The organism is Streptomyces sp. PL-29, assembly GCF_058344425.1.
In genome coordinates this window covers 4912605-4925707 of the sequence record NZ_CP136996.1, presented here as the reverse complement: position 1 = coordinate 4925707, position 13103 = coordinate 4912605, and the positions used below count along the sequence as shown (strand labels likewise).

Here is a 13103-nt window from a genome sequence, read left to right as displayed (position 1 = left end):
CCACCCGGTCCGGAGGGCCTTTGGACCCGCCGGACCGGGCCGACGTTCCGGCGGGCGCTCTATCCATTGACAGAGGTATTGTCAAGAGGGAAAGGCATCCAAACCGGGTCGATCGACCACACGAAGAGAGACGGGGAGCACGCGTGACGCGCAGCGTGTACGTGACCGGCATCGAGCGGGGGGACGGCCGGCAGGTCGTCGAACTCGGGATCATGGAGCTCCTGACCCGGCAGACCGGCCGGGTGGGCGTGTACAGGCCACTTCTCCACGATGCGCCCGACCGCCTCTTCGACCTGCTCAAGGCCCGCTACCGGATCGACCAGGACGCCTCGGCGGCCTACGGGATGGAGTACCGCGAGGCGTCGGCGATCCTGGCGGAGAAGGGCACCGACGAGCTCGTCTCGCAGCTGGTCGACCGCTACCACCGGCTGGCCCGCGACTACGAGGTCGTGCTCGTCCTGGGCACCGACTACGCGGAGACCAACCTCCCCGACGAACTGGCGCTCAACGCCCGCCTCGCCAACGAACTCGGCGCGGTCGTCGTCCCCGTCGTGGGCGGCACCAACCGCCCCGCCGAGGACGTGCGCGCCGAGGCCCGCAACGCCCACCGCGCGTACGAGAGCCTGGGGTGCCATGTCGTCGCGATGGTCGTCAACCGGGTGGCCGCGGAGGACCGCGACCTGATAGCCGAGCGGCTGGCGGCCCGCCTCCCCGTGCCCTGCTACGTACTGCCGGACGACAAGTCGCTGTCCGCCCCGACCGTCGCCCAGATCACCCGGGCGCTCGGCGGCGAGGTACTCCTCGGCGACGACGCGGGCCTGGCCCGCGACGCCCTGGACTTCGTCTTCGGCGGCGCGATGCTGCCGAACTTCCTGAACGCCCTGACCCCCGGCTGCCTGGTCGTGACCCCCGGCGACCGTTCGGACCTCGTGATCGGCGCACTCGCCGCGCACACCTCGGGCACCCCGCCGATCGCCGGCGTGCTGCTCACCCTGAACGAGCGGCCGAGCAAGGACATCCTGGCGCTGGCATCGAAGCTGGCACCGGGCACGCCCGTGGTGTCCGTGGCCGGCAACAGCTTCCCGACCGCCACCGAACTCTTCTCGCTGCAGAGCCGGTTGAACTCCGCGACCCCGCGCAAGCTGGAGACCGCGCTCGGCCTCTTCGAGCGCCACGTGGACACCGGCGAGCTGCGCGGCCTGCTCTCGGTGACCCGTTCGGAGCGCGTCACGCCGATGATGTTCGAGCACGAGTTGCTGGAGCGGGCCCGCTCCGGCCGCCGCCGTGTCGTCCTGCCCGAGGGCACCGAGGAGCGGGTGCTGCGGGCCGCGGACGTGGTGCTGCGCCGGAGCGTGTGCGACCTGACCCTGCTGGGCGACGAGCAGGCGATCCTCAAGAAGGCCGGCGACCTCGGCATCGACGTCTCGGGCGCGCAGCTCATCGACCCGGCGACGTCGCCGCTGCGGGAGGGGTTCGCCGAGTACTACGCCTCGGTCCGCGCGCACAAGGGCATGACCGTCGAGCTGGCCGGCGACGTGGTCACCGACGTCAACTACTTCGGCACCCTGATGGTCGAGCGGGGCCTGGCCGACGGCATGGTCTCCGGCTCGGTGCACTCCACCGCTGCGACCATCCGCCCGGCGTTCGAGATCATCAAGACCAAACCGGAGGCGTCCATCGTCTCCTCCGTCTTCTTCATGTGCCTGGCCGACCGGGTCCTCGTGTACGGCGACTGCGCGGTCAACCCGGACCCGAACGCCGAGCAACTCGCCGACATCGCCGTCCAGTCGGCCGCCACCGCCGCCGCCTTCGGGGTCGAGCCGCGGATCGCGATGCTCTCGTACTCGACCGGCACCTCCGGCTCGGGCGCGGACGTCGACAAAGTCCGCAAGGCCACCGAGATCGTCCGCGAGCGGCGGCCCGATCTGGCCGTCGAGGGTCCGATCCAGTACGACGCGGCGGTGGAACCCTCCGTCGCCGCGACGAAGCTGCCCGGGTCCGAGGTGGCCGGCCGCGCGACGGTGCTGATCTTCCCCGACCTGAACACGGGCAACAACACGTACAAGGCCGTGCAGCGTTCGGCGGGCGCGGTCGCGGTCGGCCCGGTGCTCCAGGGTCTGCGCAAGCCCGTGAACGACCTCTCGCGCGGCGCCCTCGTCCAGGACATCGTCACCACCGTGGCCATCACGGCGATCCAGGCGCAGGGCGCACCGGGGCCCGTCGCCGGCGCCTGAGCGGCCCGCCTCCCGCCTCTGCCGCCCCGCTCGGCCCGTCCCGTCCCGCCCCTCCGCCTCCGCACCGCCCTTCTCCGTCACCGCCCGCGACAAGGAAAGACCCCCACCGTGACCGCTTCGCGCGTACTCGTCCTCAACTCCGGCTCCTCCTCGGTCAAGTACCAGCTCCTCGACATGGCGGACCGGTCGCGTCTGGCCGCCGGCCTGGTGGAGCGGATCGGAGAGGGGACCTCCCGGCTGGTGCACGAGCCGCTCACGGGTCCCGCCGCGGCCGGCGGCAGGCGCGAGCGGGTCGGCGCGATCGCGGACCACGAGGCCGCACTGAAGGCCGTCGCCGCCGAGCTCGCCGCCGACGGCCTCGGCCTGGACTCCCCCGAGCTGGCCGCGGTCGGGCACCGGGTGGTGCACGGCGGGACGCGGTTCACCCGGCCGACCGTGATCGACGACGAGGTGCTGGCGGAGATCCGGAAGCTGATCCCTCTGGCCCCGCTGCACAACCCGGCGAACGTGACGGGCATCGAGGTGGCCCGCTCGCTGCGGGCGGACCTCCCCCAGGTCGCCGTCTTCGACACCGCCTTCCACTCCACGATGCCGGAGTACGCGGCCCGGTACGCCATCGACGCGGCGACCGCCGACGCGTACTCCATCCGGCGGTACGGCTTCCACGGCACCTCCCACGCCTACGTCTCACGGGCGACGGCCGCCCTGTTGGGCAGGCCGGTCGAGGACGTGAACGTGATCGTGCTGCACCTGGGCAACGGCGCCTCGGCCTCGGCCGTGCGCGGCGGTGCCTGCGTGGAGACCTCCATGGGCATGACCCCGCTGGAGGGGCTGGTCATGGGCACCCGCTCGGGCGATCTCGACCCTGCGGTGGTCCTCCACCTGGCCCGGGTCGGCGGCCTCTCGGTGGATGAGATCGATTCGCTCCTGAACAAGAAGAGCGGTCTGCTGGGCCTGTGCGGCGACAACGACATGCGCGAGGTGCTGCGGCGTGCGGGCGAGGGCGACGAGACGGCGCGCCTGGCCTTCGCCGCGTACGTCCACCGGCTGAAGAAGTACATCGGGGCCTACGCGGCGGTCCTCGGGCGGGTGGACGCGGTGGCGTTCACGGCCGGGGTCGGCGAGAACGCCCACCAGGTCCGCGAGGCGGCGCTGGACGGTCTGGCCGCGCTGGGCCTGGTACTGGATCCGGAGGCCAACGCGGCGCGTTCCCCGCAACCGCGGCTGGTTTCGGCGGACGATGCCCGAGTAGCCGTTGCGGTGGTCCCGACGGATGAGGAACTGGAGATCGCCACCCAGGCGTACGCGCTGGTTACCCAGTAGTCACTTGGACTTTCCACCAGTCGGAATATTCCGCTACGAAACAAACCGATAGGATCCAGTCATGCGCCGTTCCAAAATCGTCTGCACGCTGGGCCCCGCCGTCGACTCGTATGAGCAGCTGAAAGCGCTCATCGAGGCAGGTATGAACGTGGCCCGATTCAACTTCAGCCACGGGTCCCAGGCAGAACACCAGGAGCGGTACGACCGCGTCCGGCAGGTCTCCGAGGACACCGGGCGCGCCGTCGGCGTCCTCGCCGACCTCCAGGGTCCGAAGATCCGCCTGGAGACCTTCGCCGAGGGGCCCGTCGAGCTGGTGCGCGGTGACGAGTTCGTCATCACCACCGAGGACGTCCCGGGTGACAAGTCCATCTGCGGCACCACCTACAAGGGCCTCCCGGGCGACGTCGCCAAGGGCGACCAGGTCCTGATCAACGACGGCAACGTCGAGCTCCGGGTGACGGAGGTCGACGGCCCCCGGGTCAGGACCATCGTCATCGAGGGCGGTGTCATCTCGGACCACAAGGGCATCAACCTGCCGGGTGCCGCCGTGAACGTCCCCGCCCTGTCGGAGAAGGACGTCGACGACCTCCGCTTCGCCCTGCGGATGGGCTGCGACATGGTCGCCCTGTCCTTCGTCCGCGACGCCAACGACGTCAAGGACGTCCACCGGGTGATGGACGAGGAGGGCCGCCGGGTCCCCGTCATCGCCAAGGTGGAGAAGCCGCAGGCCGTCGAGAACATGGAGGCCGTGGTCGCCGCCTTCGACGCGGTCATGGTGGCCCGCGGCGACCTCGCCGTCGAGTACCCGCTCGAAAAGGTCCCGATGGTCCAGAAGCGGCTCATCGAGATGTGCCGCCGCAACGCCAAGCCGGTGATCGTCGCGACCCAGATGATGGAGTCGATGATCACCAACTCCCGCCCGACGCGCGCGGAGGCGTCCGACGTCGCCAACGCCATCCTCGACGGCGCGGACGCGGTCATGCTGTCGGCCGAGTCCTCCGTGGGCGCCTACCCGATCGAGACCGTCAAGACGATGTCGAAGATCGTCGCGGCGGCCGAGGAGGAGCTCCTCTCCAAGGGCCTCCAGCCGCTGGTCCCGGGCAAGAAGCCGCGCACCCAGGGCGGATCCGTGGCCCGCGCGGCGTGCGAGATCGCCGACTTCCTGGACGGCCAGGCACTCATCGCCTTCACCCAGTCCGGGGACACCGCCCGGCGCCTGTCGCGCTACCGCGCCACCCAGCAGATCCTGGCCTTCACCACGGACGTCAACACCCGCAACCAGCTCACGCTGAGCTGGGGCGTCGAGTCGTACATCGTCCCGCACGTGGACACCACCGATGCGATGGTCGACCTGGTCGACGGCGAGCTGCTCAAGCTGGGCCGCTACAACGAGGGCGACACCATGATCATCACCGCCGGCTCGCCCCCCGGCGTACCGGGCACCACCAACATGGTCCGGGTGCACCACCTGGGCGGCGTCGACCACGCCTGACGCGTCGATCGCCACGGACCCTGCCGCACAGGGGCCGAGGGCGGCACCCCGCGGTGACGCGGGGTGCCGCCCTCGGTGTGCGTCCGTACGGCGTGCCGCCTACTCGGGCGGACCGATGTAGTTCTTCAGTCCCGGGACCGTCAGGGTGCCGCCGAACTGGCCGGCCTGGACGACCTTGACGTCCGTGAAGAACGCGAACGGGACATTCAGGGGCGGCGGGCTGTTCGGAGTGAACTCGATCGGGATCAGCCCGAACAGCTTCCCCTTGAGGCTCTCGGTGTACATCGTCACCGTGCCGCCGCGGATCTTGGACGTGGAGCCCGGACGCGACTTCAGGTGGGCGACGTTCCCGCCCTTGCCGACCGTCTGGTAGAGGTCCTTGATGTCCAGCGAGTCCGCGGTGAACTTCAGGACCTTCTTCACCTTGCCGCCGGCGGTCTTCACCTCGACGATGCCGTGGTAGTCGAGGCCGTAGAGGGTCAGCAGGGAGCTGTCGAGGTACCAGGGCTCGTCCGGCAGGAGCGGGATGCCCTGCTCCAGCTCGGCGTTGGCCAGGGCCTCGGCGTCGTAGGTCGGACAGGGGAAGGGTTCCTTCCCGTCCGGGTCCTTCGTCGTCCCGGGCTCGGTCGCGTCCTCGCCCTCGTCACCCTCGTCGCCCTCGTCCTCGGGTGTCTCGTCCTTGGGCTTCTCGTCCTTGGGCTTCCTGACGGTGTCCTTGACCTCGTCGGGCAGCTCCTCGACCGTGGCACCGGCCTGCTCGGCGGCGCGCCTGATCGCTTCCGCCGCAGGGTCCGGGGCCGGCTTCGCCGTCGTGGAGGGCGTGGCCGTGGGCGTCGGGTCCGCCTTCGGCTCCAGCGGCTTGCCCAGCCCGTCGAAGAGGTCCTTGAGCTTGTCGCCCACGCCGAGGGGGTCCAGCGGGTTCGCGGACTTCGTGGGTGCCGGCGCAGGCGTGGTGGCGGCCGGCGCCGGGGTGCTCGCCGACGGGGAGCCGGTCGCCGAAGGGGAAGGGCTCGCCTTCGGCTTCGCGGCGGTGGAGGCTGCGGGCGACGCGCTGGGCGAGGTGCTCGGCGAGGCCGTCTTGGAGGGCGTGGGGGACGGGGACTTCGACTCGGTCTCCGCCGGCTCGTCGGACCGCGTCACGCACGGCCCCGGCGCGAAGGGGATCTCCTTGTCGTCGGCCACGGCCAGTTTGGGCGCCATGCCCATCCCGACGAAAACGGCCGTCGGCATCGCCGCCAGCGCCATCGTCCTGCCGACGGGTATCTGGATCTTGTTCAGCAGGGACTTCCTGGGCGCCGCGTGCCGCGGGCCCGTCTTCTCACGGGACTCTGCGCCTGGGGCCACGCCCCGCTGCGTCTCGTCACCCCGCACTGTTCCTCCCGCCATCGGCGTGGGCAGTCGTCTCGCTCGCGTGTGCCGTCTCCGTCTCGCGGGGGCCCGGAACGTCCAGGGCTCCGGGCGCCGCATCCGTCTTGCCCAGGGCGACCGCGCCCGGCTGCTGGACCGCGGGCTGCTGGACGGCCGCCTGCCGGTCGGCGGGCACCTCCTCCGCGGGCTGTCCGGGCACCCACGACAGGGCGAGTGCGCCGCCGATGAGGGAGAGGACGAAGCCCATCCCGAAGCCGCCGAGGTTGGACACCGGCAGGGACACCAGGGCCAGCAGGATCGAGGCGACTCCGGCGAAGACCCGGATGGACTGCTGGAACCAGAGGGCCAGGCCCAGCGTGATCAGCAGTACACCGATGATCAGCGCACCGGCGCCACCGGTGGTGGCCATCGCGAGACTGACGTTGCCCAACCGGAGGTCCGCATAGGGGAAGTACGCGATCGGGAAGCCACCGAGGAGCGTGAACAGCCCGGCCCAGAAGGGACGGCGACCGCTCCAGGCATGGAAGTGGTAGTACACCACGGTGAGCCAGGCGTCGTCTTCTGCGCGAACGTAAACCGGGGCCTGGGGGTTCATGGACAACAGCTCCCTGGAAACGGTGGTACGGAGAACTCTGTGGAGCCCGGACGGGCGGGCGGGGACAGCCGTCGCCACCCGCCCGTCCGGTCATTCACCGGGACGGACTCAGTCCTTGATGTCCTGGTAGCACGGCTGGTCGCCACCGAGCAGGCGCAGCTTCAGGTCGGGCAGCTTGAACGTGCCGGCCGTGGTCGCCCACGCCTTCTGGCGCACGTTGGTCAGGATCGCCTTGTCCGCGCGCTGCGAGAACGCGTACGGGCTGGCGACCGTGCCGGCCTGCGGCTTGGTCTTGTGGCTCTGGTCGCCGACCGCGACACCGATGTCCAGGTTCTTGAACTCGGCGTCGGTGTCGAGCTCCGCCACATCCAGGTAGATGTTGTCGGCGACGGCCGGCTTGCCCTTGTGGCCGGTGCGCAGCTGCAGCGTGATGTTGCCCAGCGGCGTCGGGGTCACCAGCGACTGGCACATGTTGGTGATCTCGGCGTGGCTGAACCCGGAGATGGTCACCGGGTGGTGCTGCGCATTGCCCTTGAGGTCGTGCCCCTCGGCGATGCCGCCGTACTGGATGAGGTTGTCACCGTCGAGCTTGTCGGCCGTGACCTTGAAGTCCTGGCCGGAGACGCTGAAGGACGCCGCAAGGGCACCCTGCGCCAGACCCACACCGACCGCGGCCGTGGCCGCGATGCTCGGCACCATGACGAGCGCGAAGCGCTTCCATCTGGTCCCGCCACGAACCTGAGAACTCATTTCGTTCCTCCTTCTCGGACGTACATCTCCGGTCCGGGCCGCGCCCGTCCTGGGATGGGAGAAGTGCTACGTCCTCGGGAAGGAGCGCAGGCGGGCCGGCCGCGGCCGTGCCACGTCCGATACACCGGCGTTCACCCCCGAGCGACAACCACTGGGCCACGCGTTCGCGCAACCTGGAGGACAGGCCCCGCCCGTGCGGCGGAGACCCCCCTGTCCCACGGCCGGTGCCACTGCCACCGGCCGGCCCGGTGGGGACCCTTCACCGCGGCTCCGAGTGAGCGGCTCTGCGGGAAGGACCGAGCGTCGCCGATCGTGGTCCATTCCCGGCCGGGGCACAAGAGGGTTCGTTACTGGCGGGTAACGGCCAGATAACCTGCATGCTGCCCGTAACCGTCCGTCGGCAACGCAGGGTGCCGCCGAGGGCCACGACAGAATGGCGGAATGGTGAACACACCGGACAGTTCACGGGGTTCGATTTACTGCGAGTAACAGCGGCCGCGAATGCCAAGTTTTGGCAAAGCGCGGCCGCTGTTTATCTACGTGTCAACAAATCGTCGGCGGTCCACCGACCTCCGAGCCCTTCCCAGGACCGGCTCGGAACCGCACCGGAGCCGCCCTAGAAGAGCACCCGCGCCAGCGCCGTCCGCGCCGCCGTCACCCTCGGATCGTCGGCGCCGATGACCTCGAACAGTTCGAGAAGCCGCAGCCGCACCGCATCGCGATCGTCACCGAACGTGACCTTCACGGTGTCCACCAGGCGCCCGAAGGCGTCCTCCACGTGGCCGCCGACCAGATCGAGGTCGGCCGCGGCGATCTGGGCCGCCGGATCGCGCGGATTCTCGGCGGCGGCCGTGCGCACCTGCTGCGGGTTCATGTGCTGGACCCTGGCGAGCAGCTCGGCCTGGGCCAACCCGAGTTTGGCCTCGGTGTTGCCCGGGTCGTCCGCGAGCACGTTCTTGTACGCCTGCACCGCACCGCCCAGGTCGCCTGCATCCAGTGCGACGACGGCCGCCTCCAGCAGCGCGTCGTACGGTCCGGCCGGCGCCTCGGCCGGGATGGTCTCGGCGGCGCCCTCGGCGTTCGGGTCCACCTGCAGGCCGATGATCCCGAAGCGCTCCTCGGCGACCTGGACCAGCTGGGCGAGGGTCTCGCGGACCTGCTGCTCGGGGGCGACGCCCTGGAACAGCGGCAGCACCTGACCGGCAACCACGGCGAAGACGGCCGGGATGCCCTGGATCTGGAACTGCTGCATCAGCATCTGATTGGCGTCGACGTCCACCTTGGCCAGCACGAGGCGGCCGTTCGCCTCGACGGTCAGGCGCTCCAGGAGCGGGCTGAGCTGCTTGCACGGCTGGCACCACTCGGCCCAGAAGTCCAGGACGACCGGGACCTCGGCGGAGAGCTGGAGCACGTCGCGTTCGAAGCCGGCCTCGTCGACGTCGACGACGAGTGCCGAGGGCGGGACGGCGCCGGCGGCCGGAGCGGCCGCGCCCCCCTGAGCGGCCTGCCGCGCCGCTTCCGCGCGGGCCTGCTCGGCCTTGGCCTTGGCCTCGCCGGCCGCCTTCACCGCGGCGAGGTCGACGACGCCGCTCATGGACATGTTTCTGGGCTGCATGCGTACATCCTCCCCCGTGTGCGCGCGCCGACGAAAAAGATCGCGCGAATTGGCCGTGCCGTCACGTCCGTGCCGTCACGTCCACTGCGATCGTCTTGCTGGGCGGCGCCGGGTCCCCACCTGGCGCCTGTAGCTCGTCGCGTGGTTGTCGCTCTTACGCTACGAGCCGTAGCGTAACTCTCCCGGGGGCCCGGCGCGCCCCCGCGGCGCCCGTGATCTGAACCACAGCGGCCCGTTCGGCTACCGGCGGGTATGGTCTCGGCCATGCGCAACCCGAGCCCCGGCCGCACCGGTCGCCCCCGCAGCGCGGCCGCGGACGCCGCCATCCTCGCCGCCACCCGGGACGCGCTGGTCGAGCTGGGCTGGTCGAAGCTGACCATGGGCGACGTCTCGGCCCGCGCGGGCGTCGCCAAGACCACCCTGTACCGGCGCTGGGCGGGCAAGAGCGAGCTGGTCGTGGACGCGGTCGCGGAGCTCTTCGACTCGCTCGAACTGCCGGACCGGGGCTCCCTGGAAGCCGACATCGAGTACGTGGTCCTGCGCTTCGCGGAGCTGCTGCGGCGCCCGGAGGCCCGTACGGCCCTGATGGCGGTGGTCGCCGAGTCCACCCGGGACGAGGCCCTGCGCGACCGGATCCGGTCGGCGATCGTGGACCGGCAGAAACGTCTCGTCGTCCTGGGCCGCGAACGGGCCCAGGCCCGCGGCGAACTCCCCCACGAGGAGGACGACTTCCTCGCCGGCCACACCACGGACCTGATCTTCGACGTGATCGCGGGCACCGTGGTGCACCGCGCCCTGGTGAGCTCGGAGCCGGTGGACGAGCTCTGGGTGGCAGCCTTCACCACCCTCCTGATGCACGGCCTGCGCGGCGCGGCCGCCGCCTGAGGCCGCAGCCGCCCCTGTTCCTCACCCCGTGCGCGCTCACGCTCCGTACGGGCAGGGGAAGGCCGGTCACGGCGTCACCGTACGGGCGCCGCGACCGGCCTTCCGCGCGCTCTCCGGGGCGGGACCCGGCCTCAGAAGCCCGGGGGCTCGGTGTAGGTGCCCCATTCGTCGCGCAGCGTGTTGCAGATCTCGCCCATCGTGGCCTCGGCGCGGACCGCGTCCAGCATGGCGGGGATCATGTTCGACCCGTCGCGGGCGGCGTCCAGCATGGCCTTCAGGGAGGCGGCGACCTTGGCGTCGTCGCGGCGGGCCTTGCGATCGGCGAGCATGCGGACCTGTTCGCGCTCCACCTCGTGGCTGACCCGCAGGATCTCCAGGTCGCCGGTGACCGATCCGTGGTGGACGTTGACGCCGACGACCCGCTTGTCGCCCTTCTCCAGCGAGCGCTGGTACTGGAAGGCGGACTCGGCGATCTCGCCGGTGAACCAGCCGTCCTCGATGCCGCGCAGGATGCCCGAGGTGATCGGACCGATGGGGTGCTGCCCGTCGGGGTGGGCGCGCAGGCCGCGCTCCTTGATCTGCTCGAAGATCCGCTCGGCGTCGGCCTCGATGCGGTCGGTGAGCTGCTCCACGAACCAGGAGCCGCCCAGCGGGTCCGCCACGTTGGCGACGCCGGTCTCCTCCATCAGCACCTGCTGGGTGCGCAGGGCGATCTCGGCAGCCTGCTCGCTCGGCAGCGCGAGGGTCTCGTCGAGGGCGTTGGTGTGCAGCGAGTTGGTGCCGCCGAGGACGGCCGCGAGGGCTTCCACGGCGGTGCGCACGACGTTGTTGTAGGGCTGCTGCGCGGTGAGGGAGACGCCCGCGGTCTGCGTGTGGAAGCGCAGCCACATCGACTTCTCGTTCCGGGCCCCGTAGACCTCCTTCATCCAGCGCGCCCAGATCCGGCGGGCCGCGCGGAACTTGGCGATCTCCTCGAAGAAGTCGAGGTGCGCGTCGAAGAAGAAGGAGAGCCCGGAGGCGAAGTGGTCCACGTCCAGGCCGCGGGAGAGGCCCAGCTCCACGTAGCCGAAGCCGTCGGCGAGGGTGTACGCGAGCTCCTGCGCGGCCGTGGCCCCGGCTTCGCGGATGTGGTAGCCGGAGACGGACAGCGGCTTGTAGGCCGGGATGCCCTTCGCGCAGTACTCCATGAGGTCGCCGATGAGGCGCAGGTGCGGCTCCGGCTCGAAGAGCCACTCCTTCTGGGCGATGTACTCCTTGAAGATGTCCGTCTGGAGGGTGCCGTTCAGGACGGCGGGGTCCACGCCCTGGCGCTCGGCGGCGACCAGGTACATGCAGAAGGCGGGCACGGCGGGGCCCGAGATCGTCATGGAGGTCGTGACGTCGCCGAGGGGAATGTCCTTGAAGAGGACCTCCATGTCGGCGGCGGAGTCGATGGCGACGCCGCAGTGGCCGACCTCGCCGAGGGAGCGGGGGTCGTCGGAGTCGCGGCCCATGAGGGTCGGCATGTCGAAGGCGACCGAGAGCCCGCCGCCGCCGGCGGCCAGGATCATCTTGTAGCGCTCGTTCGTCTGCTCGGCGTTCCCGAAGCCGGCGAACTGGCGGATGGTCCAGGTCCGGCCGCGGTAGCCGGTGGCGTGCAGGCCGCGCGTGTACGGGTACTCCCCCGGCCAGCCGATCCGCTCGAAGCCCTCGTACGCGTCGCCGGGCCGGGGCCCGTAGACGGGTTCGACCTCATCGCCGGAGAGCGTGGTGAAGTCTGCCTCGCGCTTGCGGGCCTTGTCATAACGGGCCTGCCAGCGGCGGCGGCCCTCCTCGATGGCGTCAGCGTCCATACCCACGAATTTACTAGGACGTCCTAGTAAATGTCGATGGGAAACCCCCGGGAGTCGTCCCGGGGGCGGGTGACGCTCGCCTCGTCGTCAGGCCTTCGCGGTCGCGAGCGAGTCGTCGATCAGCGGCTCCACCTCGGCGCGGACCGTGCGCTCGACGAAGAAGGCGGCCAGCGGGATCGTGCCCGACACCAGCACCCACAGCAGCCTGCCGAAGGGCCACTTCGCCTTGGATCCCAGGTCGAAGGCGAACACCAGGTAGATCATGAACAGCACACCGTGGGTCTGCGACACCACGAAGGTCAGATCGGCCCCGGTGTCGAAGCCGTACTTCGCCACCATGCAGGCGCACAGGATCAGGAGCATGACCGCGGTCACGTAGGCCATGACGCGGTAGCGGGTCAGCACGCTTCGTTTCATGCCGACGAGCCTAACCGTCCGTTTTGCTCGATCTTGACGCGGCCCCGGGATCGCGGGGCGGCCTCAGGACTCCTCGAAGTCGGCGGCGGCCACCCGCAGCGGGCGGAGCAGGGCGAAGATCTCGCCGCACTCCTCGGCGTCGTAGGCGCCGAGGCCGAAGTCGATGGCCATCAGGTCCTTCGTGGCGGCCTCGACGACCTCGCGGCCCTTCTCCGTGATGGAGGCGAGGGTGCCTCGGCCGTCGTTCGGGTTGGGCCGCTTGGCGACCAGCCCGGACCTCACCAGCCGGTCCACGGTGTTGGTCACCGAGGTCGGGTGAACCATCAGCCTCTCGCCGATCTTCGACATCGGCAGCTCGCCCGCCTTGGAGAAGGTGAGCAGCACCAGCGCCTCGTAGCGCGCGAAGGTCAGCCCGTACGGCTTGACGACCGCGTCGACCTCGCCGAGCAGGATCTGGTGGGCGCGCATGATCGAGGTGATCGCGGCCATCGAGGGCACGGGCCCCCAGCGCTGCTGCCAGAGCTCGTCGGCGCGGGCGATGGGGTCGAAGGGAAGGCTGAGCGGCTTGGGCACGCCTCCGACCCTACCGGGA

Annotated in this window: 11 protein-coding genes; 4 read left to right on the top strand and 7 right to left on the bottom strand. The window is 70.6% G+C overall.

All coding sequences use genetic code 11. From position 1 onward, the window contains the following. Positions 1 to 143 precede the first annotated feature (143 nt). The 3 genes from pta (at position 144) to pyk (ending at position 5049) form a co-directional block, all read left to right on the top strand. The gene (gene pta, locus R4Z63_RS22865; RefSeq protein WP_037928024.1) at positions 144 to 2234 is read left to right on the top strand and encodes a phosphate acetyltransferase; all 2091 of its coding nucleotides are present in this window, start codon (positions 144 to 146) and stop codon (positions 2232 to 2234) included. Positions 2235 to 2342: 108 nt separating this feature from the next. Continuing rightward, complete coding sequence (locus R4Z63_RS22860; protein ID WP_037928022.1) at positions 2343 to 3557, top strand: acetate kinase; 1215 nt, start codon at positions 2343 to 2345, stop codon at positions 3555 to 3557. Positions 3558 to 3618: 61 nt separating this feature from the next. After that, on the top strand, positions 3619 to 5049 hold the full coding sequence (gene pyk / locus R4Z63_RS22855; protein WP_037928021.1) for a pyruvate kinase: 1431 nt from the start codon (positions 3619 to 3621) through the stop codon (positions 5047 to 5049). A 99-nt stretch (positions 5050 to 5148) separates the two neighbouring features. Here pyk and R4Z63_RS22850 read toward each other — a convergent pair whose 3' ends face one another. From R4Z63_RS22850 to R4Z63_RS22835, 4 genes are all read right to left on the bottom strand, one after another. Next, positions 5149 to 6420, bottom strand: a complete 1272-nt coding sequence (locus R4Z63_RS22850; RefSeq protein ID WP_384445533.1) for a hypothetical protein — start codon at positions 6418 to 6420, stop codon at positions 5149 to 5151. Then, positions 6410 to 7012 carry a DUF6114 domain-containing protein gene (locus R4Z63_RS22845; RefSeq protein WP_384445531.1) on the bottom strand — a complete coding sequence of 201 codons (603 nt, stop codon included), beginning with the start codon at positions 7010 to 7012 and terminating at the stop codon, positions 6410 to 6412. Before R4Z63_RS22845 ends, R4Z63_RS22850 begins: the two co-directional genes overlap by 11 nt. Before the next feature lie 108 nt (positions 7013 to 7120). Then, positions 7121 to 7762, bottom strand: a complete 642-nt coding sequence (locus tag R4Z63_RS22840; protein WP_384445529.1) for a DUF6230 family protein — start codon at positions 7760 to 7762, stop codon at positions 7121 to 7123. Positions 7763 to 8378: 616 nt separating this feature from the next. Continuing rightward, a complete protein-coding gene (locus R4Z63_RS22835; RefSeq protein ID WP_384445527.1) occupies positions 8379 to 9377 on the bottom strand; it encodes a tetratricopeptide repeat protein in 999 nt (332 codons plus the stop codon). Positions 9378 to 9641: 264 nt separating this feature from the next. Between R4Z63_RS22835 and R4Z63_RS22830 the strand changes: the two genes are divergently transcribed. Next, the gene (locus R4Z63_RS22830) at positions 9642 to 10262 is read left to right on the top strand and encodes a TetR/AcrR family transcriptional regulator (protein WP_037928641.1); all 621 of its coding nucleotides are present in this window, start codon (positions 9642 to 9644) and stop codon (positions 10260 to 10262) included. Between the two features lie 131 nt (positions 10263 to 10393). Here R4Z63_RS22830 and icmA read toward each other — a convergent pair whose 3' ends face one another. The 3 genes from icmA to R4Z63_RS22815 all read right to left on the bottom strand — a co-directional run bounded on the left by icmA (position 10394) and on the right by R4Z63_RS22815 (position 13084). After that, a complete protein-coding gene (icmA, locus tag R4Z63_RS22825) occupies positions 10394 to 12094 on the bottom strand; it encodes a coenzyme B12-dependent isobutyryl-CoA mutase large subunit (RefSeq protein ID WP_037928007.1) in 1701 nt (566 codons plus the stop codon). A gap of 87 nt (positions 12095 to 12181) precedes the next feature. Beyond that, positions 12182 to 12511, bottom strand: coding sequence for a DUF3817 domain-containing protein (locus tag R4Z63_RS22820; RefSeq protein WP_037928005.1), 330 nt, complete (start codon positions 12509 to 12511; stop codon positions 12182 to 12184). Positions 12512 to 12574: 63 nt separating this feature from the next. Next, positions 12575 to 13084 carry a MarR family winged helix-turn-helix transcriptional regulator gene (locus R4Z63_RS22815; protein WP_384445524.1) on the bottom strand — a complete coding sequence of 170 codons (510 nt, stop codon included), beginning with the start codon at positions 13082 to 13084 and terminating at the stop codon, positions 12575 to 12577. Positions 13085 to 13103 lie beyond the last annotated feature (19 nt).